The 25,073-nt window shown below is 70.6% G+C and carries 17 protein-coding genes and 1 riboswitch; of the genes, 4 read left to right on the top strand and 13 right to left on the bottom strand.

The genetic code is table 11. From position 1 onward, the window contains the following. Positions 1–71 precede the first annotated feature (71 nt). From AC0699_RS14365 to AC0699_RS14355, 3 genes are all read right to left on the bottom strand, one after another. On the bottom strand, positions 72–866 hold the full coding sequence (locus AC0699_RS14365; RefSeq protein ID WP_478659708.1) for a thioesterase II family protein: 795 nt from the start codon (positions 864–866) through the stop codon (positions 72–74). A 58-nt stretch (positions 867–924) separates the two neighbouring features. Continuing rightward, positions 925–8,148 (bottom strand): amino acid adenylation domain-containing protein, encoded by a 7,224-nt coding sequence (locus tag AC0699_RS14360; RefSeq protein ID WP_478659706.1) that lies wholly within the window; start codon positions 8,146–8,148, stop codon positions 925–927. 92 nt (positions 8,149–8,240) lie between these two features. Next, entirely contained in the window at positions 8,241–8,519 is a 279-nt protein-coding gene (locus AC0699_RS14355; RefSeq protein WP_478659704.1) for a phosphopantetheine-binding protein, read from the bottom strand. Between the two features lie 451 nt (positions 8,520–8,970). On the opposite strand from AC0699_RS14355, the gene AC0699_RS14350 reads away from it, so the two are divergent. Then, positions 8,971–10,821, top strand: a complete 1,851-nt coding sequence (locus AC0699_RS14350; RefSeq protein WP_478659701.1) for a RiPP maturation radical SAM C-methyltransferase — start codon at positions 8,971–8,973, stop codon at positions 10,819–10,821. 15 nt (positions 10,822–10,836) lie between these two features. Then, positions 10,837–12,120 (top strand): MFS transporter, encoded by a 1,284-nt coding sequence (locus AC0699_RS14345; RefSeq protein WP_478659698.1) that lies wholly within the window; start codon positions 10,837–10,839, stop codon positions 12,118–12,120. A gap of 49 nt (positions 12,121–12,169) precedes the next feature. Here the strand turns inward: AC0699_RS14345 and AC0699_RS14340 are convergent, their stop codons facing one another. From AC0699_RS14340 to AC0699_RS14330, 3 genes are all read right to left on the bottom strand, one after another. Next, positions 12,170–12,916, bottom strand: a complete 747-nt coding sequence (locus AC0699_RS14340) for an anti-sigma factor (protein WP_478659696.1) — start codon at positions 12,914–12,916, stop codon at positions 12,170–12,172. Continuing rightward, on the bottom strand, positions 12,913–13,569 hold the full coding sequence (gene sigK / locus AC0699_RS14335; protein ID WP_478659694.1) for an ECF RNA polymerase sigma factor SigK: 657 nt from the start codon (positions 13,567–13,569) through the stop codon (positions 12,913–12,915). The genes AC0699_RS14340 and sigK overlap by 4 nt, the downstream gene beginning before the upstream one ends. 107 nt (positions 13,570–13,676) lie before the next feature. Continuing rightward, a complete protein-coding gene (locus AC0699_RS14330) occupies positions 13,677–14,063 on the bottom strand; it encodes a hypothetical protein (protein ID WP_478659692.1) in 387 nt (128 codons plus the stop codon). Positions 14,064–14,516: 453 nt separating this feature from the next. Here AC0699_RS14330 and AC0699_RS14325 point away from each other — a divergent pair, with 453 nt between their 5' ends. Both AC0699_RS14325 and AC0699_RS14320 read left to right on the top strand, forming a co-directional pair. Continuing rightward, entirely contained in the window at positions 14,517–15,710 is a 1,194-nt protein-coding gene (locus tag AC0699_RS14325) for a hypothetical protein (protein WP_478659690.1), read from the top strand. A gap of 147 nt (positions 15,711–15,857) precedes the next feature. Continuing rightward, positions 15,858–16,562, top strand: coding sequence for a class F sortase (locus AC0699_RS14320; protein WP_478659688.1), 705 nt, complete (start codon positions 15,858–15,860; stop codon positions 16,560–16,562). 94 nt (positions 16,563–16,656) lie between these two features. Here the strand turns inward: AC0699_RS14320 and AC0699_RS14315 are convergent, their stop codons facing one another. The 7 genes from AC0699_RS14315 to AC0699_RS14285 form a co-directional block, all read right to left on the bottom strand. After that, complete coding sequence (locus AC0699_RS14315; RefSeq protein WP_478659687.1) at positions 16,657–17,436, bottom strand: crotonase/enoyl-CoA hydratase family protein; 780 nt, start codon at positions 17,434–17,436, stop codon at positions 16,657–16,659. A 169-nt stretch (positions 17,437–17,605) separates the two neighbouring features. Beyond that, entirely contained in the window at positions 17,606–19,930 is a 2,325-nt protein-coding gene (metE, locus tag AC0699_RS14310) for a 5-methyltetrahydropteroyltriglutamate--homocysteine S-methyltransferase (protein ID WP_478659685.1), read from the bottom strand. A gap of 151 nt (positions 19,931–20,081) precedes the next feature. Further along, a riboswitch (cobalamin riboswitch) is annotated at positions 20,082–20,303 on the bottom strand. A gap of 311 nt (positions 20,304–20,614) precedes the next feature. Then, complete coding sequence (locus AC0699_RS14305) at positions 20,615–21,535, bottom strand: MurR/RpiR family transcriptional regulator (RefSeq protein ID WP_478659683.1); 921 nt, start codon at positions 21,533–21,535, stop codon at positions 20,615–20,617. A 243-nt stretch (positions 21,536–21,778) separates the two neighbouring features. Next, on the bottom strand, positions 21,779–22,258 hold the full coding sequence (locus tag AC0699_RS14300) for an SPW repeat protein (RefSeq protein WP_478659681.1): 480 nt from the start codon (positions 22,256–22,258) through the stop codon (positions 21,779–21,781). Between the two features lie 135 nt (positions 22,259–22,393). Continuing rightward, on the bottom strand, positions 22,394–22,735 hold the full coding sequence (locus AC0699_RS14295) for a YbaY family lipoprotein (protein WP_478659679.1): 342 nt from the start codon (positions 22,733–22,735) through the stop codon (positions 22,394–22,396). Continuing rightward, positions 22,732–23,745 carry an MvdC/MvdD family ATP grasp protein gene (locus tag AC0699_RS14290; RefSeq protein ID WP_478659677.1) on the bottom strand — a complete coding sequence of 338 codons (1,014 nt, stop codon included), beginning with the start codon at positions 23,743–23,745 and terminating at the stop codon, positions 22,732–22,734. The genes AC0699_RS14295 and AC0699_RS14290 overlap by 4 nt, the downstream gene beginning before the upstream one ends. Then, positions 23,742–25,073, bottom strand: a complete 1,332-nt coding sequence (locus AC0699_RS14285) for a M12 family metallopeptidase (RefSeq protein ID WP_478659675.1) — start codon at positions 25,071–25,073, stop codon at positions 23,742–23,744. Before AC0699_RS14285 ends, AC0699_RS14290 begins: the two co-directional genes overlap by 4 nt.

Raw genomic sequence — 25,073 nt, 5'->3', positions numbered from 1 at the left:
CCGGACGACTGCAACGGAGCCCGGCCGGCCGTCCATCCGCCCGGGCCCATCGCAGACCGCCCGGACAGGGTCTAGGCCCCGTCCGCCAGGACGCCCTGGACGATGCGGGCGACCTCGTCGCCCTGCTCCGCCAGGTAGAAGTGGTTTCCGGGCAGGCGATGCGACACGCATCGCCCTGTGGTGAGGGCGGCCCATCCGCTGGGATCCCGCCCGTCCAGCGAGTCGTCGTCCCCGCCGTTCAGTGCGGTGATCGGCGCCTGCACCGGCGACCCTGCGGCGATACCGGTCATGACCAGCTGGAGGTCGGCCCGCATGACGGGAATCACCAGCTCCCTCAGTTCGGGGTGGTTCAGCAGCATCTGATGGCTCGGTGAGCCGGCGGCGCCGAGGGCTTCCATGACGGTCTCGTCGGAGACGTCGGTCGGGAAGGCGGCCGTCGGCCGCTGGGCCGGACCGGCGTGGCCGGAGACGAAGACATGGGCGACCGGGGTGCCCGCCGCCTCCAGCGCGCGGCACAGATTGATGGCCAGCACGGCGCCCATGCTGTGTCCGAACAGCGCGATGCGCCGGAAGCCGGACCGCTCGACAACGCTGGCCAGCGCGGTGATCAGCGTCGGCTGATCCGTGAACGGCGGTTCGAAGAGCCGGGTTTCCCGGCCCGGGAGCTGTACGGGGACCACGTCGATGCCCGCGTCGGCGCCCGCATCGGCCTCGACCGGGGCCAGCCAGGTGCGGTAGCTCGATGCGTTGCCGGCGCTGTGCGGCAGGCACAGCAGCTGGGTCCCGCGCCACGACCGCCCGAGTCCGCCGAGGAACCAGCGGTCCACGTCGTCGGATACACCGGTCTTGTCGACGCCGGCGCTCATCCTCCCACCCCCATGATCGAATCCGTCTCGTCGCTGTGCGGGCTCACTCTGGTGCTGGTCATCCGCCGTCCGGCCCGGAATCCCCAGAACGCCCGGGGAGTGCCGTCGGCCCGGGCAGCTCGGACAGTCGCCGTCCTGGATCGGCCAATGCCGCGCCCAGCGTTTCCCGCAGCCCGGCCACCAGCCGTGTCACCGTGGGCGTGGTGAACAGGTCGGTGCTGAACTCCACCGTGCAGGTCAGGACCCCGTCTCGGGGGACCACGGCGATATCGAGGTCGAACTTCGCGGTGCCCGTGTCGACATCGGTCAGGTGCACGTCGAGCCCGGGCAGCGCCGGCACCGTGCCGGAGGCGTCGTCCACGTGGAAGACCACGTCGAAGAGCGGATTGCGCCCCGGGGTGCGGGCCGGCAGCAGTTCCTCGACCAACCGGTCGAACGGCACCTCCTGGTGGGCGTACCCGGCCAGGGCGATGTCGCGGGTCCGCGTCAGCAGCTCGGCGAAGGTCGGGTCGCCGGAGAGGTCGGCGCGCAGCACTATGGTGTTGACGAAGAAGCCGATCAGGGGCGCCAGTTCGGGCCGTGTCCGCTGGGAGACCGGCGTGCCGACGCCGAAGTCGTCCTGTTCGCCGGTCCGGCCGAGGACGGTCTGCACGGCGGCGAGCAGGACCATGAACTCCGTCGCGCCGTGGGCCCGTGCGACCGCGCTCAGCCGCTTCGCACCGGACTCGTCCAGCAGGTCGCAGTGGTGCCGGCCGCCGGCCCCGGTCCGGATCCGCGGGCGGGGCCGGTCGGTCGGCAGTCGCAGCACGGGCAGGTCCGCGAGCCGGTCCCGCCAGTACCCCAGGGCTGCTTCTTCGGCCGTCCCGCTGAGCTGCCGCTGCCACAGCGCGTAGTCGCCGTACTGGACCGGCAGCGTCCGCAGGGGACTGGGCAGCCCCGCGGTGTACGCGCCGTAGAGCTGTGCCAGTTCGGCAAGGAGCAGACGGAACGACTCGGCGTCCGCGGCGGCGTGGTGCACCACGACGGAGAGCAGGTGCTCCTCGGCTCCGACGCGCAGCAACTCGGCGCGGATCAGCGGGCCCCGGTCCAGCCGGAACGGGCGCCGTGCGGATCGGGCCGCCCGGTCCTCGGCGGCTGCCCGGGCCTGCGGGGCGGGCAGGCCCGACAGGTCGGATTCGGAGATCTCGAAGACGTCGGCAGGCTCGACGAACTGCACCAGGACCCGGTCCTCGCCCAGCGTGAACCGGGAGCGCAGGACCTCGTGCCGGGACACCACCTCGCGCAGCGCCGCCCGAAGCGCCTGTGCGTCGAGACTCCCGCGCAGCCACAGGTTCAGCGGCACGTTGTAGTCGGCGCTTCCCGGGTTGAACTGGTCGAGGAACCACAGTCGTTGCTGGCCGACCGAGAGCGGCGCCGTCCGGTCGGCGGGCCGTGGGCGGATCGCCGTGCTGCCGGTGTCGGATGCCACCGGTGCCGCCGCCGCGGCGGTCGCCAGTTCGGTGACGCGCCGGTGCTCGAAGATCGCACGCACCGGGAGCTCGACGCTCAGCAGCGAGCGCAGCCGTGCGATGACGCGGGTGGCCTGGTACGAGTTGCCGCCGAGCGCGAAGAAGTCGTCGTCGATGCCGAATTCGCCGCGGCCGAGTACATCCGCCCACACCGCATGGACCACTTTCTCCAGGTCGGTCCGCGGCGGCCGGCCCGCGCTGTCCGCGCCGGTCTTCCGGGGTTCGGGCAGCAGTGCGTGGTTCACCTTGCCGTTGGACGACAGCGGGAGCTCGGGCAGCGGGGTGATCGTCGCCGGGACCATGTAGTGCGGGAGCTGCTGTCGCAGACCGCGGAACAGGTCCTCGGTGTCGAAGCCGGCCGCTCCGACGACGTACGCCGCCAGCTCGGCCGTCCCTGCGTCGCCGCGCCGCAGTACATGGGCGTCCTGTACGCCGCTGTGGCGCCGGATCACCGCGGCCACCTCGCCGAGCTCGATCCGGTATCCCCGGATCTTCACCTGGTCGTCCTCGCGCCCGAGGAAGTCGAGCGTGCCGTCCGGCAGCCACCGCACCATGTCGCCGGTGCGGTAGGCGCGCTGCCCGGGGGGTCCGAACGGGTCGGGAACGAAACGTTCCGCGGTCAGGGCGGAAGCGCCGCGGTAGCCGCGCGCCAGCCCGCGGCCGCCGATGTACAGCTCCCCGGGTACGCCGATCGGCACCAGTTCGCCGTCCGTGCCGACGACGTGGACACGGGTGTCGCCGATGGGCCGGCCGATCGGTATCGAAGTGGCGTCCGGTGCCGGTTCGGCCACGATGGGGTGCAGGGTGGTGTTGGTCGCGGACTCGGTGGGGCCGTAGCAGTTCAGGAGCCGCAACTCGGGCAGCTCCCGGAGCAGACGGCGTATGTGCGGTACGGACAGGGCCTGGCCGCCGATGCCCAGCTGCCGTACCCCGGCGAGCAGTTGGGGATCGGTGTCGACGACCAGATGCGCCAGAGCCGCGGTCATCCACAGGACGGTCACGCCGTGGCGGCGGACGGCCGCGCCGATGTCGACCGGGTCGGTGAGCCGCTCCCCCGGCACCGCGATGGTCGCACCGTGTGCCAGCGGCAGCCAGATCTCCAGGTTGGACGGGTCGAAGTTGGCCGGATGCAGCAGGAGGAACGTGTCGTCGCTGCCCACCGGTGACTGGTCGCCGCCGAACACGAGCCGCACCAGGGCGCGGTGCGGTACGGCGACGCCCTTCGGGCGCCCGGTGGAGCCTGAGGTGTGGATGACATACGCCAGACCCTCCGGATCGGGGCCGGGCGGATTGTCCGACGGGAGGCCCGCGATGTCTGCCCGCTCGTCGTCCAGACGGACGACGTGCGAGAGGCCGGACGGCAGTGTGTCGTGTACGTCCCGGTGGCCGATCACCACGGTCACGCCGCAGTCGGCGAGGAGCAGGCGGATCCTCTCTGCGGGATGTCCCGGGTCGAGCGGCAGATACGCTCCCTGGGCCTTCAGCACCGCGAGCATGGCGGTGATGAGGTCCGCGCCAGGTCGCAGGCAGACACCGACGACGACGTCCGGGCCCACACCGAGCGACCGCAGGTGGTGGGCGAGCCGGTTCGCGGCCGCGTTGAGCTCCGCGTACGTGGTCCGCCCGGCCTCGTCGACGACGGCGACGGCGGCACCGGCCGCCGCGGCGTGCCGCTCGACGACCGCGGTCATGGTGTCCACCGGGGTGGTGACGGTGGAGTTGAACGTCTCCAGCAGCTCCCGTCGCTCGTCGGGTCCGAGCATGTCGAGCTGTGACAGCCGCCGGTCGGGATCGGCGAGTGCCGAGCTCAGTATCCGCCGGTAGTGCCCGGCCATGCGCGCAACCGTCTCCCGGTCGAACAGGTCGGTGCTGAAATTGATCCGCCCGGTGAGCCGCCCGTGCCGGTCGGTACGTAGCTCCATGACGAGGTCGAAGGCCGCGGACCGCTCGTCCACCGGGATCTTCGTCAGCTCGACGCCCTCCAGCCGCAACTGGTTCTCCGGGGCCTCGATCGCCTGGAAGATCACCTGCACCAGTGGGTTGACCCGCAGATCGCGCTCGACGCGCAGTTCGGAGACCAGGTCCTCGAACGGCGCCTCGGAGTGATCGCCCGCTGCGAGCGTCGTCTCGGTCACCTGGCGCAGCAGGGCGGCGAACGTCGGGTCGCCCGCGCAGTCCGCGCGCAGCGGCACCGTGTTGACCAGGAAGCCGACCAGATCCTCGACCTCGCGCCGGTTGCGGTTGGCGAACGGCGTGCCGACGACGATGTCCTTGCCGCGCCCGTACCGGGACAGCAGCGCGAAGAACGCGGTCAGCAGCGTCATGTACGAGGTGACACCGGTGCGGGCGGCGAATCCGGCCAGTGCGGGGCCGGTCTCGGGCGGGAGGGCGAAGTGGAGGGTGCCGCCGCGGTTCGTGGGGCGGGCCGGCCGGGGCCGGTCCGCCGGCAGCTCCGGTTGGCCCGGCGCGCCGGCCAACTGCTCACGCCAGTAGGCGAGGTCACGGCGGTGCGCGTCATCGCCGAGGGCTGCCCGCTGCCGGCGGGCGTAGTCCCGGAAGCGCAGGGGGACGGCGGGCAGGCCCGCGGGCCCTCCGTGGTGGAAGGAGTGGTACAGCCGGCTCAGCTCGGAGAACAGCACCTCGGTCGCGCGGCCGTCGGCCACCATGTGGTGGATGACCCACGAGAGCACGTGCTCATCAGGGCCCAGGCGCACGAGCGTGATGCGTATCAGTGGACCGGTCGAGAGGTCGAACGGCCCGGCAGCGGCGGCGGCCAGCAGCTCGTCCAGCTCCGCGCCGGGGGCGCCGGTCAGATCGACGACCGCGAGTTCCGTGGTGGGTTCGGGGTCCACCACCTGGCGCGGCACTCCGGCCGACGTCAGGTAGCGGGTGCGCAGTATCTCGTGCCGGACGATGAGCGCGTGCAGTGCCCGACGCAGAGCCTCGGCATCGAGGGCACCGCGCAGGCGGAACACCTCGGTGACGTTGTACGCGGCGTTGTCCGGCTGCAACTGGTCCAGGAACCACAGGCGTTGTTGTGCCGACGACAGCGGTGCTTCGGCGTCCGTGTCCGTGGCCGTGACGGGGATGGGCGCCCGCGTCGGCGAGTCGGCCGGCTCCGGGCCGTCCGAGGGGTCTGCGCTCAGGGCCCGCTCGATGGTTTCGGCCAGCGCCGCGGGGGTGGGACGCCGGAAGAACCGGCTCATCGCCACCTCGACACCGAATGCCTCACGCACCCAGGACAGCAGCCGGATCGCGCGGATGCTGTCGCCGCCCGCGGCGAAGAAACTGGTGTCGTCGCCGACGGCCGCACCGGGCAGTACGGCGGCATAGCCCTCTTCCGTGATCCGTCGCACGAGGGCGGCCCCGAGGCCGGTCCCGAGGCCGGTCCCGAGGCCGGTCCCGTGTCCGTGCGGCCGGACGCCCCGCTCCTCGTCGCGCGCGGCCGGGCCGGCGGAGCCGGCGGGTTTCCGGGCTGCCAGCGCGGCCAGATCGACCTTGCCGGAGGCGGTGATCGGGATCTGCTCCACCTCGACGAGCAGCCCCGGCACCATGTACGACGGGAGGCGATCGGCGAGATCCCGGTGGATGTCGTCGAGGTGCGGCCGGTGACCGGCGGCCGGCACGAGGTAGCCGACGAGGGTGGCGTCGATGTCGGCGACGACGGCTGCGGAGATCTCGGGCCGCTCGGCGAGGGCCGCTTCGATCTCGCCCAGCTCCACGCGCTGTCCGCGGACCTTCACCTGACGGTCCCGGCGCCCCAGGAAGACGATGTCGCCCTCGGCGGACCAGCGGGCGAGGTCGCCGGTGCGGTAGAGGCGTTCGCCCGGCCGGAACGGGTCGGGCAGGAAACGCTCCGCCGTGCGGGCCGCGTGGCCCAGGTAGCCGCGCGCCACGCCGGCTCCGCCGACGAACAGTTCGCCCACCGCGCCGGGCGGTACGGAGCGCAGGTCGTCGTCGAGGATGTACGCCTGGTGGTTGTCGACGGGCCGCCCGATGGGCGGCGAGGACCGCCATGTGCCGGTGCATTCCTTGTAGATGACGCCGATGGTGGTCTCGGTCGTCCCGTATCCGTTCACGAACCGGCGGCCTTCGGCCCAGCGCGTGGTCAGCCGGCCGGAGAACGGCTCGCCGCCGACCGATGCGAGGCGCAGCATCGGTACGCGGCCGGGGTCGAGCAGCTCCAGCAGCGCGGGCGGCAGCTCGGCGACGGTGATGCCGCCCTTGACGAGCGCCTGCGTCAGTCCTTCCACCGAGCGGCGGTCGTCGTCGCCGATCATATGGAGGGAGGCACCGCTCAGCAGTGCGCAGAAGATCTCGAACACCGAGACGTCGAAGCCGGGCGACGCGCACTGCAACAGCCGGTCGGCGGGGGTCAGTTCGAAGAGCCGCTGCAGGGATTCGACGAAGTTCACGGTGCTGTCGTGCTCGACGAGGACCGCGCGTGGCGCTCCGGTACTGCCCGAGGTGTACATGGCGTAGGCGAGCTGACGGGGGTCGGTGGCCGGCGGTTCCATGGGCGCGCAGTCGTCGGCACCGGCGGCATCGGGCAGGGCGCAGTCGGCCACGGCGTCGTCGTCGAGGTTCACGACGACCCAGTCACCGGCCGGGATCCTGCCTCGCAGCCGGGCGTCGGAGACGACCGCACGGACCCCGGCGTCGCGCAGGAGCGTCGCCAGCCGGCCGGGCGGCACCGCCGGGTCGATCGGCAGCCAGGCGGCGCCGGCGTACAGCGCCCCGAGGCAGGCGATCACCCAGCGCTTGTCGTCACGGGTGACATGGACGGCGACCAGGTACTCAGGCCCGGCACCGGCTGCCGTACGCAGCCGCCGTCCGAGCCGGGCGGCGGATTCCGCCACCTGCCGGTAGGTGAGCGTGCCTGCCGCATCCACGAGCGCCGTCCGGTCGGCGAAACGCCGCTGCGCCCGGTCGAAAGCGGCGGTGAGGGTGTCGGGCCGACGGGAGGTCGCGGTCCGGTTGGGCCCCTCGATCACGTCGCGCAGCTCGTCGTCGGAGTGGAGCGCGAGGGCGGACACCGGCAGGTCCGACGTGGCGGACGCGGCCTTGAGCAGGGTCTCGGTGCCACGCAGCACGCCTTCGACCAGCTCCGTCTCGTAGCGGTCGGGATCGTAGGCCGCGGTCAGTGTGCCCGTCGCCGTGGACAGTCCGATGTGAACGTCACCGACGCGCGAATCGTCGCCGGTGCCGGTGGCGGTACCGGTACGGGACTTGTCGTCGCCGTGGATACCGGCGTCGATGTGCTCCCCGTTCTCGTCGTTCTCGTCAATGTGCTCGTCGATCCGCAGCAGGACCGGCGGCCGGGCCGCGGCCGCGGGGCGGGTGGCGGCCGGCCGGGACTCGGCCAGGGCGCGGTCCGTCGCCGCGACGAGGTCGGGCATCCGCCACGCCGGGTCGATGGCGAGAGCGAGCGGCCGGCTGCCGGACCGTCCGGTGGAGACGGCGACCAGCAGGTCCGATTCCGCGCAGTACCGCGCGATGGTCGCGAGCGTGGCCGCAACCAGGACCGTCGCGGCCGGCACGTCACACTCCGCGGCGATGTGGTGCAGCGCCTTGACGCAGGCTTCGTCGAGGTCGCGTCCCGCCCGTCGGCGGGCGGGCCGGGGAGCCGGCCCCGTGGCCACGGCACGGGGCAGTGCCGTGGGAACCGTCTGAGCCCCGGGCCGGAGCCGTGGCCGGTCGCGTCGGGCGGCGGCGCGGTGGATCCGGCGCAGAAACCGGGCACGCCGCTGTTCGAGAGTCAGGTCTGAGTGCATCTCGCCACATCTTTCGCGCGGGATCGGCGCGGACGGCACGCCGAGGAACGGCGCGGACCCGGATGTCGGGTCCCACCGTTCCGACGACCGGTTCAGTCGGCGATGGTTTCGGAGCCTGCGCCGGCCTTCGTGGCCTCGTCGACGGCATTCGCGAGTTCACGGACCGTGGAGTGTTCAAAGATGAGAGTGAGCGGGAGCTCGAGTCCGGATGCATCACGCAACTGGTAGGTCACCATTGTCGCGGACATCGAGTTTCCGCCGACGGCGAAGAAGTTGTCGTCGAGACCGAACTGATCATGGTTGAGGACATCCGTCCAGATCTCCACCACTTTGGACTCGGTCGGCGTCCGCTTGTCGATGTCGGTGTTCAACGCAATTCCCCCCGCGGGTCGGTCGACTGAACTCGGCGGCCGTGGACGTGCCAGGCACAGCACGCCCACTGTACGTCAACTCGCTCTCAGCCAACCGGAATTGGCGGGACCGCAAGCCGGGGAGCCCACCGCGTCGGCGGCGACACCGGACCGCCGGGCGGGAAGCCGGCCCGAGCCATGTCATGCATCACTTTCGACCCTTGACCGGCCGAAGTTCGTGTGCCTAGGCTCGTGCAGCATTCGGCCACACGGGGGAGGGCCAGCCGATGACCTCGATGCACCTTGCAGAAGTCTCGCTTTTATCTCGGCCGAGCTCGACGTGGCGCGAAGCGCCCGTTCTCCCGTGGCAGTCGACGACACGCTCGACGCCGGAGACCTCTGACACCTCGTACGAAGTGTTCTCATACGGAGAATCCGGCGAGAGTCGCCCGCCATTCCGAGAGGTTTCGCCGTGCTTCGCGTCGCTTTCGTCAACATGCCCTTCGCCGACTGGAATCGCCCTTCGTTCGCGCTGAGCCAGCTCGCCGGTCTGATCAAGCAGGAGTTCTCCGACCGGGCCACGGCCCAGCTGCACTACCTGAACCTCGACTTCACCAAGTACTTCGGCGTCGGCACGTACGAGGAGATCGCCGGCGACATGACCCACCTCTACAGCGGGGTGGGTGAGTGGCTGTTCCGGCACATCGCGTTTCCCGATGAGCCCGACAACGCCGACAGTTACTTCCATCGGTATTACCGCGAGCCCGCCTGGGATTCGTTCCGCGAGGACCTGCTGCGGCACCGCGACGGCATCGAGGAGTTCATGGCCGGGCTGATCGACCGGTACGACCTGGCCTCCGCCGACGTCGTCGGCCTGACCTCGATGTTCGCACAGACCACGCCGGCCCTCGCACTGGCCAAGATGATCAAGGACCGGAACCCGGAGTGTGTGATCCTCCTGGGCGGGTCCAACTGCGAGACCACGATGGGCGCCGTCCTCGCGTCGGAAGTGGACTATCTGGACTACGTGTTCTCCGGTCCGAGCCTGGTGAGCTTCTCCGAATTCCTGGATCGCCTGCTCGCCGGCCGGACTGCCGAACTCTCCGCCATCCGGGGCGTCATCAGCCGGGAGAACTGCAAGCAGCCGCAGGTCCGGCTCAGCGTCGGCCGGGACCGCGACATCAACGACTATGTGCCCCTCTACTACGACGACTTCGCCGACGCCATACGGGATTCGGCCGAAGTCGTCGCCGAGGGACAGCTGGAGCCCACGCTGTTCTTCGAGACCTCGCGCGGGTGCTGGTGGGGTGCCCGCAGTCACTGCACGTTCTGTGGTCTCAACGACGAGACCATCGGATTCCGGCAGATGGCGCCGGAGCTCGCGATACAGCAGTTCGAGTGGCTTTTCTCGCTCCATCCGCAGTTCAAGAACTACATGTGCACCGACTACATCATGCCCAGGAACTACCCGACGGACGTCTTCCCGCACACCTCCCCGCCGGACGACGCGTCGATCTTCTACGAGCTCAAGGTCCCGGTCAGCGCGGCCACCATGAAGACACTCGCCGACGCCCGGGTCAACCGTCTCCAGGCAGGGATCGAGTCACTCAACTCCGAGACCCTCAAACTGCTGGGCAAAGGCACCACTTCGTTCCAGAACCTGCAGTTCATGAAGCACTGCCTCCAGTACCGCATCCATCCGGAGTGGAATCTGCTCATCGGCGCGCCGCAGGAGCCGGAGGAGATGTACGCGAAGTACGAGCGGGACTTTCCCCTGCTCGTTCATCTGACTCCGCCGACCGGTGCGTTCTTCATCCGCTTCGACCGGTTCAGCCCGTACTACAACGAGCGGCTCAAGTACGGTCTCGACCTGCGTCCGATGGACTTCTATCCGCTGGTCTTCCCCTTCGATTCGCAGAGTCTCGACCAGCTCGCGTACTTCTTCTCCGACCATGGTCCCGCGCCCTACGCCATGACCGGCCTGAAGTGGTATCCCGCATTGCAGCGGGTCGTGGACGACTGGCGCGCCCGCTGGGAGAGCCCGGAAGGGCGACCGCGCCTCGTGCTGCTGCGCGACGGCGACGACCTCCACATCGAGGACACCCGGTTCGGTCCGGCGCAGCGGATTCCGGTCGACGAGCAGATGCTGCCCCTGCTGCGGGCGCTGAATTCGCCCAAGCGGCCCGACCAGTTGACCGGCCCCGACGGTACGGCGCCGTCCCAGGTCACCGACTGGCTGGATACGCTCCAGCAGCACCGGATCCTCTTCGAGGAGGACGGGCGCCTGCTGAGTCTCGTCACCGGCGTCGAGACCGTCGGTTAGAGGGCCGGTGGACGAGTGACGAAAGCGAGCAGCATGGACGGCCCGGAGAACGCGCTGCGGCAGGAGACCCCGGATTCCGCGAAACCGGCGGCGGAGAAACCGTCCTGGCCGCATTTCGGCCGGCTGTGGACGGCGAACGCCCTGTCGTCTCTCGGCGACGGCGTGCGCAACACCGCGCTGCCTCTGCTCGCCCTGTCATTCACCCACGACCCGCTGCTGCTGTCGCTGATCACCGTCGTCATCGGGCTGGGAATGATGCTCGCGCCGCTCGGCGGCGTATGGGCCGACATGTTCAACCGCAGGGCCCTGCTCATCGTGATCGACCTGTGCCGGTTCGGCGTCGTCACTCTGATCGCCCTGGGCCAGCTGACCGGCACGCTCGGTCTGGCCGCGGTGTACGTCGCGGCGGCGGTGCTCGGCATGGCCGAGTCGTTCTTCCTGGTCACGGCGCAGGCGCTGCTTCCCGAGGTCGTCCCGAAGGACGCGCTGACGACGGCCAACGGCCGTCTGCACGCCGTGCAGGTCGTGATGCGTGACAGCCTCGGCCAGCCCCTGGGCGGTGTGCTCTTCGCGTTCGCGGCGGCGGCGCCGTTCGTTCTCGACGGCGTCTCCTTCCTGCTCGGTGTGCTGCTGCTGATGTTCCCGCTGGTGCGGCGGGTGCGGGTCGAGCAGGCCGGGCCCCGCACCAGCTGGTGGCAGGCGATCCGTGAGGGGCTGCGCTATCTGCGGGAGGACCGCCTGCTCGTCAGGCTGGCGGCCATTCTGGGTGCTCTCAACTTCTTCACCATGAGCCTCGGTGTGCTGATGGTGCTCTATGTCGTGCAGTGGCTGGACCTGCCGGAGAGCGCATTCGGGTTCTATCTGGCGGCGAACGCGGTCGGCGGGGTCATCGGCGGGCTCGGCAGCGACCGGGTCCGGCGGGCCATCGGTGTGCTGCCCGGCGCCGTACTGGCCCTCGTCGTCATGGGAGTCGCCTGTCTGCTGCTCGGCACGACCCGGTCGCCGGCCGTCGCGGCCGTCTCCTTCGGCGCGGTCGGGCTCGGCATCGCCATCTGGCACACACTGATCACGGCCTTCCGGCAGTCCACCATTCCGCCGGAGATCCTGGGCCGGGTCAACGGCGTGTTCCGCCTGCTGTCGGTGAGCGTGTCGCCGTTCGGGGCGCTCGCGGCCGGCGCGGTCGCGAAGGTCGCCGAGGTGAACGTTCCGCTGGTGGTGTCCGGCGTCGGGATTCTCACGCTCGCCGCGATCGGCGGCAGGTCGCTGCTGCGCATGAGCCCCGGACCGGCCTCCCGCTGACGGTCGGCGTGGCGGGACGTGCGGTCATGCCGGAATGCCGATCAGACGGTCACGTCGGAATGCCGATCAGACCCAGCGGCTGGCTGGTCGGCTGCGGCGAGCCGCCGATGGGCTCGACCGTGATGCCAATGGCCGTCGCCTGGTTCAAGGGCGCGTCCAGCATCTGCATCTCCTGGGCCTCGGCTCCGCTGACCAGCCCGGCCGGCCTGAACGTACCGTCGTCGCTGAACCACAGCGCGTACGTCTTGTCGGCGGGCAGCGGCGGGATTCTCGAGGCGAAGAAGGCCGCGGCGTCCGCGCTGCGGGACACCGCGATCGTGCCGGTGGTTCCGTCCGACAGCGTCTGCGTGCGGAGCTCCACATCGGGCGCGGCCAGGATGTCGGCGACACCGGCATACCGTTCCTCTGCCTGGGCCAGCTCCGACCTGGCATCCTCCGCCGCCTGGTACTGCCATACGGCGACGCCGCCGAGGACCGCCGCCAGCGCCAGGCACGCCGCCAGCGCCAGCTGCAGCAGCCGGCGGCCCGTATCGGGGCCGCGCACTCCCGGCTGCCGCGGGACGATCGGTTCCTGCGGGGTGACGGCGATCCGTTCCAGTACGCGCCGCTGCAGATCGGCCTGGGGCTCGGCGGCCACCGCCTGCCCCAGCCGCGCGGCCGTGGCTGAGAGCTGCGCGACCTCTGCCGTGCACGCGGCGCAGCAAGCCAGGTGCTCCTCGAACGCGCGCCGCTCGGTCTCCGGCAGTGAGTGGAGCACATACGCGCCGGCTGCCGCGCACCGCTCTCCGTTCTTCATCGCCGTGGCCCTCCCTCCCGCAGACAGTCACGCAGCCGGATCAGGCCGTCACGCATGCGGGCCTTGATCGTGCCGAGCGGCTGCGACAGAGCGTCGGCCACTTCCCGGTAGGTGAGCCCGTGGTAGAAGGCGAGCACGACCGATTCCCGCTGCAGGTCGGTCAGCGACTGCAGACAGCGGCGGACCTGCTGATGCTCGAGGCTGGTCTCGACCTGTTCCACCACCTCGTCGAAGGGCGGCCCGGACTCCAGCAGAGCCACCCGGCGTTCCCGTTCGCCACGGGCCTGGGCCGAGCGGACGCGATCCACCGCGCGCCGGTGGGCCAGCGTCAGGACCCATGTCAGGGCGCTGCCCTGCTCGGGCCGGAACCGGCCTGCGGTGCGCCACACCTCCACCAGCACGTCCTGAGTCACCTCCTCGGACTGGGCCGGATCCCTCAGGACCCGGCGCACCAGACCCAGTACCGGACCGCTGACCCTTTCATACACAGGTACGAAGGCGTCCCGGTCACCACGACCCACCCGGACCATCAGCTCATCCAGCCCCGGCTCGCTCAGCGGCCCCGGGGCGCCAGGATCCGGATCAGGTGCTGACACTCGTTCCCTCGCGCGTCGTGGACACCGCAGTGCCCAGCGGGCTGGCCCGCTATCCATGCCACCACTGATTCGAACTGTCCGCACGCCTGGACATGCGGTCCTCCGCCGTCCCGGTCCGGTGGGCCGGAGTCCGCTTCGCACACCGGTACCGGTCACCGGCGCGGTCACCGCTGTGTGCACTCCCAGTGCCCCTTCTCCCAGGTCTCCTCCCAGTGGCCGTTGGTCCGGTCGTCGTCGCGATTCCTGTCGTCGCGATTCCTGTCGTCGCGATTCCTGTCGTCGCGATTCCTGTCGTCGCGTTTTCCGTCGCCACGATCGGAGTCGTCCCGATCCCACGCCTTCTCCGAGTCGTCCTCGACCCACCTCTTCTCCCAGTGCCCCTTCTTCCATTCGCAATCGTCGCCGCCGGCAACGTGTGTGCTCGCCGCAGTGGTCGCCGGCACAGGCGTGGCGGCAGCCGCACCGACGGGACCGAACGCGGCGCCTCCGGCCAGCAGGCCCGTGGCAGCGACACCTGTCACCAGACGGCGGACACGGATGGAAACAGCCATCGGACACTCCTCCCTGATGCGGAACGGACGCACACGCCACGGCGCTGCCCGTATCCGGGCCGAGGACCCCGCCTCGGCTGTTCGGATCCGGCACCCGGTGGCCGTGTTCGGCAGTGACACAACTAGTTCGGCGCCGCCTCGAACCCGGATGGGCAAAAGCTCGGAAAATCGCAGCACCGACACGCGTGCTTACGTTGAGTCCCGACGTACGGCGAAGACGACGGGGTCCGGCCGCTCGCACCGAGCCCTCCGGGCGTTGCTCCGCCCTGGCTGCCGCTCAACGGGTGATTGTGCGGCGTGTCGCCACTCGAAGGGCCCACGGTGTCCCCCTAATGCAGCTTTCTCCGCTGGTGCGGAGCCGTGATCTGGCTGACGGTGAACGAGTCGCAGCTGCGATCCGATGAGCCGACGATGTGTCAGCCCTCGCAGAAGCGGCGAAAGGAACGTGCTCTCATGCGCTCTGCCCGCACCCTGTGCGCCTCAGCCGCCATCACCGCGGTCCTGACGATTACTGCTCCGGTCGCATATGCCATGACCGTTGCGGAGGACTGGAGCCAGGACTCCGGCTCCTCCTCCAGCGAGGACCAGCGCAAGTCCGAGAAGAAGGACGACTACCAGAAGCAGGACGAGTCCAAGAAGCAGGACGAGTCCGAGAAGCAGGACGCGTCCAAGAAGGACGAGTACAGCAAGAAGGACGAGTCCAAGAAGGACGACTACAGCAAGAAGGACGAGTCCGGGAAGCAGGACGCGTCCAAGAAGGACGACTACAGCGACGACTACAGCAAGAAGGACGAGTCCAAGAAGGACGACTACAGCGACGACTACAGCGACAAGGACGACTCCGAGAAGGACGACTACAGCGACAAGGACGAAGACGACAAGAAGGACGACTACGACAAGGGCGACAAGAAGGACGACCACGGCAAGAAGCACCACGGCCACGGCAAGAAGCACCACGGCCACGGCAAGGGCGACCACGACAAGGACGACCACGACGACGACGATGACGACGACGACAACGACAAGCCGAAGGGCGGAGTCGACGCCGGCGGCGGCGCCCTCGCGATGGCCGTAGCCGAGGACGACTCCGACTACGACAAGGGCGACAAGGACGACTACGACAAGGGCGACAAGAAGGACGACCACGGCAAGGGCGACCACGACAAGAAGGACGACCACGGCAAGTCGTGGAAGCGCGACCACGACAAGAAGGACCACGACCACGGCAAGAAGGACTACGACAAGGACGACCACGACGACGACGATGACGACGACGACGATGACGACGACGAGCCCAAGGGCGGCGTCGACGCCGGCGGCGGCGCCCTCGCCATGGCCGTAGCCGAGGACGACTCGGACCACGACAAGGGCGACAAGGGCGACAAGGACGACGACGACAAGAAGGACGACCACGGCAAGTCGTGGAAGAAGGACTACGACAAGGGCGACAAGGGCGACCACGACGACGACGACGACGATGACGACGACGACAAGGACAAGCCGAACGGTGGCGTGCACACCGGCGGTGGCGGTCTGGCGATGAACAGCAGCAGCCTGGCTGCCGGTTCGGCTCTGATGCTCGGTGGCATCGGCGCCGGCGTCTACAAGCTGCGTCGCCGCGGCGTCAAGTCCGGGACCTCTGCCTGATGAGGCCGCACCACTAGCAGTTCGCTGCGCTGTCGCGGCCGCCGTCCCCCTCGGACGGCGGCCGCGGCGATTACGTTTCCGCCGCCACGGTCCCGAACCGCCGCTCGCTCACGTCACTCCCCTCCGTGTACACGAAAGGCACGTCCCATGACCGCCCAGCAGCCGCCCGATCCGAAGACGCCCGGGCAACCGTCCTCCTCCCGTTCCGTCAGCCGCAGCCTGTTGTGGCCCGCCACGGCGGTCGCGCTCGGCGCTCTGCTCCTCCACAACTCCTTCGACTCCATCGGTCAGACCGGACCGCGACCCCTTCCTGCGGCCGCCGCCCCCGCGCCCACCACCCACAAGGCCGGCTCCCCCCAGGCCACCGGGCTGGTGATGACCCGTTCCGCCCCGACGCGGATCTCCATCCCGGCGATCTCCGTCAACGCGCCCTTCACCCCTCTGAAGATCGGCCCGTCCGGACAGCTGAACCCGCCGCCGCCCAACAACAAGAATCTGGCGGGCTGGTTCGAGGCGGGTGCCACACCCGGCGAACGCGGCACCTCCATCGTCGCGGGCCATGTCGACACGAAGACCGGCCCGGCCGTGTTCGTAGGCTTGAGTGAGCTGAAGCCCGGAAACAAGATCGACATCACCCGCAAGGACGGCCAGGTCGCCACGTTCAAGGTCGACTCGGTGGAGATGTTCAGCAAGGCGCGCTTCCCCAATGAGCGGGTCTACAACGACACCCCGTCGGCGCAGCTGCGCGTGATCACGTGCGGTGGCGAGTTCGACCTGAAGACCAAGGACTACAAGGACAACGTCGTCGTCTTCGCCCACCTCGACTCCGCCCGGAAGGCCTCGAAAGCCTGAACCACAGCCGGTCCCGATGCCCCCGGACACATGCCCGGTCCGCCGCCGGGCCGGGGGCAAAGCCGCGGGCCGGGGCACGGGCAGGCTCCGCGGTTCAGTCCGCGAAGCTCCCGTGGCGGCCCGCGCCGCCCGCGAACCGGTCGGCGCCCGACTGGGTCTCCCCCGCGGTCAGCGGCACCATGCCGTGCCGGTACTCGGCGGCCAGGGCGTCCGGCTCGCTCAGATCGTGCTGCTCGCGGGCGGAGAGCCTGTCGTGGCGCAGGCACAGCTGAGGGAACGCCGCGATCTCCCGGGCAAGTTGCTCCGCCGCCCGGCGGGCGTCGCCGACCGGTACGAGCCGGTTGGCGAGCCCCATGCCGTACGCCTCCGGGGCCGGGACGGGGCGGCCCGTGAGGATCATGTCCATGGCCCGGCTCTCCCCGATCAGGCGCGGCAGCCGTACGGTGCCGCCGTCCACGAGCGGAACGCCCCAGCGGCGGCAGAACACCCCGAAGACGGCATCCTCCTCCACGACCCGCAGATCGCACCAGATCGCCAGTTCCAGGCCGCCGGCCACCGCGTGGCCGGAGACCGCGGCTATGACGGGCTTGCCGAGCCGCATCCGGGTGGGGCCCATCGGCCCGTCACCGTCGGCGAGGACCGTGTTTCCGCGTGGCGTGCCGATGGCCTTGAGATCGGCGCCGGCGCAGAAGGTACCGCCCTCGCCCCACAGCACGGCGACGGCCGCGTCAGGGTCGGCGTCGAACTCATGGAAGGCCTCGACGAGCAGGGCGGCGGTCGGGCCGTCGACGGCGTTACGGACCTCGGGGCGGCTGAGGATCACCGTGAGGACGGGGCCCTCGCGTTCGATCCGCACCGCAGGGTTCTCGCTCATCGTTCGCCTTCCCGCAGGTTCGCGCCGCCCGGGAAGGTGCCCTGGCCGGCGAGTACCGGATGGTCCCGACGAAGCTAGTGGGCCCGGGCACCCCGGAGCCAGCCGCATCTGCTGTCCCGTGCCGGGACCGGGCACGCACATCGGTGCCCGGCCCCGGCACGGAGTGGGCTCAGGATGCCTGTGCGGAGAGGTCCGTCCGGATCTCACGGGCCGCTGCGACGAGGTTGTCGAGTGACGCCCGGGTCTCCGGCCAGCCGCGGGTCTTGAGGCCGCAGTCGGGATTGACCCACAGCCGCTCCGCCGGGATGGCCTCGAGTCCCTTGCGGAGCAGGGCCCCCGCCTCGGCGGCGCCCGGGACGCGCGGCGAGTGGATGTCGTACACACCGGGGCCGACCTCGCGCGGGTAGCCGGCGGTGGCGAGTTCACCGGCGACCTGCATATGGGAGCGGGCGGCCTCCAGGCTGATGACATCGGCGTCGAGGTCGTCGATGGCCTGGAGGATGTCGCCGAACTCGGCGTAGCACATATGGGTGTGGATCTGGGTGTCCGGGCGCACCCCGCTGGTGGTGAGGCGAAACGCCTCGGTCGCCCAGGTGAGATAGCGGGTCCGGTCCGCGGCGCGCAGCGGCAGCGTCTCGCGCAGGGCGGGTTCGTCGACCTGGATGACGGATGTTCCCGCCGCTTCGAGGTCGTCGACCTCGTCCCGCAGGGCGAGGGCGACCTGGCGTGCGGTGTCCCCGAGCGGCTGGTCGTCGCGGACGAAGGACCAGGCGAGCATGGTGACCGGGCCGGTGAGCATGCCCTTGACCGGTCGGTCGGTGAGTGACTGCGCGAAGCGGGTCCAGCGCAGGGTCATCGGTTCGGGGCGGGAGATGTCGCCGGCGAGGATCGGCGGGCGGACGCAGCGGGTGCCGTACGACTGGACCCAGCCGTGCCGGGTGGCGAGATATCCGGTGAGCCGTTCGGCGAAGTACTGCACCATGTCGTTGCGTTCGGGCTCACCGTGCACCAGGACGTCGATTCCGGCCTTCTCCTGGAAGGAGACGACCTCGCGGATCTCGGCCTCGATGCGCTCCTCGTAGCCGGCGGTGCCGATACGCCCGGCGCGCAGATCGGCACGGGCGGTGCGCAGTTCGCCGGTCTGCGGGAACGAACCGATGGTGGTCGTCGGCAGCAGCGGCAGCGCGAGGTGGGCGCGCTGGGCGGCGGCCCGCTCCGGGTACGGCTGCGCGCGGCGGCCGTCCGCGTCGGTGACAGCTGCCGCCCGGGCGCGCACCGCCGGGTCACGGGTGATCGCCGAGCCCGCACGGGAGGCCAGATCGGCCCGGTTCGCGGCCAGCTCCGCCGCGATCGTGTCCGTGCCCTGCGCGAGGCCGCGGGCCAGGGTGACGATCTCGGCGGCCTTCTGGCGGGCGAAGGCGAGCCAGCGGGCGATCTGTGGATCGATGTCGTGCTCGACGGTGCTGTCCAGCGGAACATGCAGAAGCGAGCAGGAGGCGGACACATCGACCCGGTCGGCGAGACCGAGCAGGGTGCCGAGGGTGGCGAGCGACGCCGAGAGGTCGTTGATCCATACGTTGCGGCCGTCGACGACGCCGGCGACCAGGCGTTTGCCGGGCAGCCCGCCGGCCGCGGCGAGTTCGCCGAGGTTCGCGGCGGCCGGGCCGGTGAAGTCGAGGGCGAGACCGTCGACGGGAGCCTTGGCCAGGACCGGCAGTGCTTCGCCGAGCCGGTCGAAGTAGGAGGCGACCAGCAGCCTGGGCCGGTCGCTGAGGCCGCCGAGGTCGCGGTAGGCGCGGGCGGCGGCGTTCAGCTCGGCGGGGGTGCGGTCCTGTACGAGGGCGGGCTCGTCCAGCTGCACCCACTCGGCCCCGGCGGCCCGCAGATCGGCGAGTACCTCGGCGTACACCGGCAGCAGCCGGTCCAGCAGTGTCAGCGGCTCGAAGCCGTCGTCGACGCCGGGAGCGGGCTTGGCCAGCAGCAGGTACGTGACCGGGCCGACGAGCACGGGGCGCGCGCGGTGGCCGAGGGCGAGCGCCTCCTTGAGCTCGGCGACCTGCCTGGACGGATCGGCGGAGAAGACGGTGCCGGGTCCGAGCTCGGGGACCAGGTAGTGGTAGTTGGTGTCGAACCACTTGGTCATCTCCAGCGGCGCCACGTCCTGGGTGCCGCGTGCCATCGCGAAATAGCCGTCCAAGGCGTCCGTCTCGACGGCGGCACGGTGGCGGGCGGGGATCGCGCCGACCATCACGCTGGTGTCCAGGACGTGGTCGTAGTACGAGAAGTCACCGGTCGGCACCTCGTGGACACCGGCCTCTGCGAGCTGCCGCCAGTGGGTGCGGCGCAGGCCGGCGGCGGTGTCCCGGAGGGCGTCCGCGGTGACGCGGCCCTTCCAGTAGCCCTCGATCGCCTTCTTCAGTTCCCGGTTCTGGCCCTGCCGGGGGTAGCCGTACACGGTGGCCCGTGCTGCCGCGGCTGCGGACTTGCTGGTCACGGAACTCTCCTTCGCGAGCGTGTCTCCGATACGACCCCGGGACGGGTCGAGGACGCGAAGGAACGGCGACCGGGCGGCCGGGTGTTGCCCGTGTCCGCCAGGTGTGTGCGCCGACCCGCCCTCGAGGTCACCGGGATTTCCGCACGCGTACGTCGCGGGCGGGCAACGGGCAGGTCTTCGGACTCGCGGGCACGTCTGCCGGTTTTCCGGCGGACTCCTACTGGCCGTCGCTTCCCAGACCCGGCCGGGCCCAGTGCGTATGACGGCGGTCGTTCCCGCTCACCGCTGCGGGGCAGTCCCGGATTCCCACCGGGTTCCCTCTTACGACGCTCCTGTCCGGCTGACAGGGCGTACCAGCTGCACGGCCAGCGTAGGGGGTGCGTGGGTTCGTGGACACCACTGTTCACATTCCGGAAGGCTGTGCGCGGTGCGGGTGGCCTGCATGCAGCAGACCGGCCGTCTTGCCGGCGGCCCCGGCCCAGGGGTTGACCGGGGCCGCCGGGGGGCAGCCAAGGGGAGAGGCTGCCCTAACAGAACACCGTGGGGCCGACGAGGAGGAGTGTCGTCCGCAGTGCCACCTGAAGTAAATATATTTACTGCCAAGTAAGCAAGGGCATGAAAAAATTCATGCACCTCTGGGTGTGAAAGTCCCCTCGGCAAGACCGCCGCCCGGCCCCGCAGGCGTCAGTACTCCAGGAAGAAATCGTGCTGCTCAGCGGCCTGCTCGTACTGCTCGAGACGCATCTGCGTACGCTCGGGATCGGCATCGGCCATGGCCTGGAGGATGGCCGCCGACAGCACCCCCGGCGCCGCGTACGAGTCGAAGACCAGACGTGATCCGGTGGCGGCCGTGAACGCCACATCCGCCTCGTCGACCAGTGGCCCCATCGTCAGGTCCGTGATCAGTGCGGTGCGCAGGCCCGCACTGTGCGCGGCCCGCATCGCCGCCAGCGTCTCCTTGGCGTGCCGCGGCATCGCGAACGCCAGCACCCACGTGCCGCCCGCCTCCCGGGACTGCAGCAGCGCGTCGTAGGCCACGCTCCCCCCGCGCGAGACCAGGCGCACGTCCGGATGGATCCGCCTCGCCCCGTACGCGAAATACTCCGCGAGCGACGAGGAGATCCGCAGGCCGAGAATCGTCAGCGGGACCGACCGGGCGAGCTCCCGGCCGACGTCGAGCACCTTGCCCGTGTCGGCGAACACACGGCGCAGGCCCTCCAGATTGCCGATCTCGGCGTCGACGGCCGCCTGCAGTTCGTTGCGGCGGTCCTCCCCCGTGTCCACCGACCCGGCGACCGCGCTCAGCGCGATGGGCTGCAGCGCCTCCCGCAGCGCCGGGAACCCGCTGAACCCCACCGAGGACGCGAAGCGCGTCACCGACGGCTGGCTCACCCCCACCCGGTCCGCGAGATCCGTGATCGACAAGAAGGCGGCCTCGGTGAGGTGGTCGATGATGTACTGCGCGATCCGCCGCTGCGCGGGAGACAGCCGGTGCCCGCCGAACAGAGCGCGGACCCTCTCCACAGGCGTCGGCTCCGCGTCGGGAGACTGCCTTCCCGGCGTGATCGCAGACGCCTGCGCGCGCGCATGCTGCCCTGATGGCACGGTGTGCCTCCTTCGCATCCCACTCGGGTTCAACATAGCTCACGCACCGTGGTCGCCCACGGGTACCGTCGGCCACTGTCCGGCTGGTGGACAGCCCCCGTACGCGGCTGCCGACTGCGGGCGCCGTACGGCGAGTTCGGGACGGCTGAGCGGAAGACACCGGCAGTCGTGCGGGAAGGCCCCGACCCGGTCGGCTCTTGCGGGAGCTTTCCGGGGGCGGGGCCTTCCCTGAGGGGGACGCGCTCAGCGCATGGGGCCGATGTCCGGGCCGCCGCGCGCGGAGGCCCGAGAGCGGCGGAGGCCGCCGACGCGGCGCTCGGCCACGGCCGTCATGGCCAGACCGAGCAGCAGCGCCACGACGCCGACGATGACGTTGCTGACGATGCTGCGGGTCGTCGCGACGTTACCGGCGACGACCCAGGGGGAGATGATCGTCCAGGCTCCGATGGCTACGGCGCACCAGGCCTGGGAGTGGGTCCGCTCGTAGGCCGAGCCGAAACCGCCCATGCACAAGGCATAGGCGACACCGGTGATCAGGTTGCACACGGCCAGCGTGGTGAGGCCGTTGAACCCGGCGATCCACGGGGAAGCCGCCAGGTACAGGCCCGTGAGGAGGGCCAGCGTCTCTATCGCCTGCGCGCGAGGCGTCGCGGTCGCCCGTTCGAAACGTGCGCGCATCTCGGCGAGGTCGGGGTGCTGCTCGATGCTGGGGTGGGTGGTCATGGCGGGCCGCCTCCTTCGGAAGCGTGAAATCGGCCCTTCACCTGCAATGAAACGCTTTTTGCGCTGTTCCGGTCAACGCGGCCGGGACAACTCGTGGGGACGGATACGGACCGTGTCCGGGCGGCTGCGGCACGGTCATACGACGGTGACGGGAGCGATCAGTCCATCGGCCGACTCCGGCGGAACGGGGGTCGCCTGAGTGCTGATCAGATCCCCCTGGGACAGGGCTCCGGTGCCGGCGAGGTCGATGTGGACGCGCAGTCCGTAGGAGGAGCCGGGGTCGAGGTCCGGCACCCTGACGGCGAAGGGCACGCGGCCCCCCGGCGTCAGCTCGACGTCCGTCTGGACCTGTGCCCCGACCACCGTGGAAGGAGCGTCGGCCAGGGAGACGTCCCGGACCTCGACGAGGACCCGGGCCGCCAGGGCCCTCGGGGTGTCGGCGGGGAGGGTCACGAAGCCCGCGACGGTGTCCGTCATGCCGGCCTGCCCGCCGGCATCGGTGCCGGAGCCCGCTCCGGGTCGCGCTCCGGGGCCCGCTCCGGGTCGCGCTCGTCGAGCCGCGCCAGGAGCGCAGCGACCTCCGCGGTGATCGGCTGCCCGGTCCGCTCCTCCACGAACAGCCACTGGCCCGCGGGGTTGACCTCGAAGAACACGTACTGCCCGTCGGGCCGCCGGCGCAGATCGACCGCGCCGTACACCAGACCGAGGCTGCGCACGAGACGCAGCAGCAGGTCCGTGAGGGCCGCGGGCAGAGCCACCGGCCGCACCCGGGCCTCGTGGACGACCATCCGCATGTCCACGGGGTAGCTGGTCGCCGAGGCGTCGATCTCGGCGGCGAAGACGCGGTCGCCGACGACGGTCACGCGGAGATCGGCTCCCGGTACGAACTCCTGGAAGATCACAGGGGCGTAGCGCACGGCGTCCAGTGCCGCCAGGTCCTCCGTCCGGACGAGCCGGGTCTCCCGCCAGGCTTCGGCATCGGCACCGAAGGCCTTGAAGACCGTGCGTCCGACACCGACCTCCTCGATGAACCGGCGGGCCCTCTCGGGCTGGTTGGTGACCAGGGTGCGCGGCAGCGTCAGACCGGTCCGGCGTGCCGTCTCCCACTGGTACGGCTTGTGGTGGGCGATCCCGTCCAGCAGCGGTGGGTTGACCCAGGTGCAGCGGAGCGAGTGGAACAGTCCGTAGAGCGCATGAGCGGTCTCGCCGGCCGCGAAGGTCCGGTCCCGGTCCGTGCCCAGCGCCTGGTCGACGGTGAAGGGACGCACCCGGCGCCACCAGGCGGCGCGGCACCCGTCCAGCCGGGTGTGGCCGCTGGGGGAGGTGAGCGCGTAGGCGGGGGGCCCGCCCGCGGTGTGGTCGAGGGTGACCTCACCGCGGGCGGGGAAGTCCGCCAGGTCGACGCGGACCACTTCCCGCCCGGCCGCGTCCAGATGGCGCACGACCCCGAGGGTGTGGTCCTCGTCGTACGAGACGACCAGGATCATCGGCGCGGTCCGGTGGGCTGACCGGCGCCGTCGGCCGCGGTGCCGACGGCTGCGGTGCCGACGGCTGCGGTACCGAGCTGTGCCATGAGGCTGCTGTGGCTCGCCATCGCGGCCATGAGGCCCTGCTGCAGTGCGCCCAGCATCTGGGTGAGCTGGCGCAGCTGCTCGGCCGGCCCGTTGGGCAGGCCCGCCAGTGCGGGCGACTGGTGCGGGGTGGCCAGTACGAAGGGGCTGAGAGCGGCGACGGGCTGAAGGTCCAGGCCGGGGATCTTGGCGGGCTGGTCGGTGACCGGGTCCTTGGCGATCTCCTTGATGGTGGCCGCGGGCGCCAGGGGATACATCAGGTGGACTCCGCCGATGTCGCCCTGCGACAGGCCGTCGCGCTGGCCGAGCACGACGCCCGGGGGCAGCGGCTGCCGGGGGACGACCGTCGGCCGGCCCGGATCGATGGCGAACGCCTCGGACGGATAGTGCATGATCGAGCCGTAGTCGTACGGGCCGAGGTCGTCGCCGTCCGCGATGTGCTGCAGGAAGTTGTGCTGCATGGACGGGTCGATGTTCGTGAAATCGATGGTGACGAACCGGTCGCGATCCTCACGGCTCTGTTCGTGCCACAGGCCGACCGTGTGACCGATCTCGTGGATGGCGTTGCCGGTCGTGCAGTTGGTGCCGAGCGTGATGAGCTGCATCCCGCCCTGCTTTCCGACGTTGGACGAGCACCCGCGGCCCGGGGCGAAGCGCACGAAGTCCGGGAACTGTGCCGCGTTGGAGGGGGTCCGGGGCACGAAGCGGATCCGGGTGCGGGACTCCCAGTGCGCGATCGCGTCGGTGACCCGGTCCTGGCCGGGAAGGCCCGGGTCGATCTCGAAGGGGATCGTGGCCTGCGGCCAGCGGAACTCCTCGCCCGTGATCCCGATCGAGTGGAGCACCGGTCCCCCGTGGCCCGGGAAGCCGGGAGCTTCCTCCGCTCGCTTCGCCAGCTCCGCCACGGTGCCGAGCACGATGTCCCCTTCGAACATCGCCATCCCGTCCACGTCGGCGTACTGGAGGCCCTTGGCGGGGATCCTTCCGCCGCTCACCAGCGCGGTGCCGGCGACCGGTCCCGACCGGAGTTCACCGCTGCCGTTCGACGAGGCAGCCGTGCCGGCGGCCTTCTTCCGGGGGGAAGCGGTCTTGCGCGCTGGGGCGGTCTTGCGGGCGGGTGCCGTCCCGCCGTCCGGGCCCGTCCTGCGGGCCGCGGTCTTGCGGCCGGTGGTCTTGCGGGTGGTGGCCTTGGCGGCGGCGGTCTTCTTCGTGCGGCGGGTGGGCTCCGGCGGACCGGCGTTCAT

This window comes from Streptomyces sp. NPDC043870, from assembly GCF_056435785.1.
This window is presented reverse-complemented; position numbering and strand designations above follow the sequence as displayed.

What these genes read in the sequence shown, in the direction of transcription:
- AC0699_RS14365 (WP_478659708.1), bottom strand. Translation starts at nt 866, where the DNA reads ATGAGCGCCGGCGTCGACAAGACCGGTGTATCCGACGACGTGGACCGC.
- AC0699_RS14285 (WP_478659675.1), bottom strand. Translation starts at nt 25,073, where the DNA reads ATGAACGCCGGTCCGCCGGAGCCCACCCGCCGCACGAAGAAGACCGCC.
- AC0699_RS14320 (WP_478659688.1), top strand. Translation starts at nt 15,858, where the DNA reads ATGACCGCCCAGCAGCCGCCCGATCCGAAGACGCCCGGGCAACCGTCC.
- AC0699_RS14315 (WP_478659687.1), bottom strand. Translation starts at nt 17,436, where the DNA reads ATGAGCGAGAACCCTGCGGTGCGGATCGAACGCGAGGGCCCCGTCCTC.
- AC0699_RS14290 (WP_478659677.1), bottom strand. Translation starts at nt 23,745, where the DNA reads ATGATCCTGGTCGTCTCGTACGACGAGGACCACACCCTCGGGGTCGTG.
- AC0699_RS14300 (WP_478659681.1), bottom strand. Translation starts at nt 22,258, where the DNA reads ATGACCACCCACCCCAGCATCGAGCAGCACCCCGACCTCGCCGAGATG.
- AC0699_RS14360 (WP_478659706.1), bottom strand. Translation starts at nt 8,148, where the DNA reads ATGCACTCAGACCTGACTCTCGAACAGCGGCGTGCCCGGTTTCTGCGC.
- AC0699_RS14330 (WP_478659692.1), bottom strand. Translation starts at nt 14,063, where the DNA reads ATGGCTGTTTCCATCCGTGTCCGCCGTCTGGTGACAGGTGTCGCTGCC.
- sigK (WP_478659694.1), bottom strand. Translation starts at nt 13,569, where the DNA reads ATGGATAGCGGGCCAGCCCGCTGGGCACTGCGGTGTCCACGACGCGCG.
- AC0699_RS14325 (WP_478659690.1), top strand. Translation starts at nt 14,517, where the DNA reads ATGCGCTCTGCCCGCACCCTGTGCGCCTCAGCCGCCATCACCGCGGTC.
- AC0699_RS14295 (WP_478659679.1), bottom strand. Translation starts at nt 22,735, where the DNA reads ATGACGGACACCGTCGCGGGCTTCGTGACCCTCCCCGCCGACACCCCG.
- AC0699_RS14340 (WP_478659696.1), bottom strand. Translation starts at nt 12,916, where the DNA reads ATGAAGAACGGAGAGCGGTGCGCGGCAGCCGGCGCGTATGTGCTCCAC.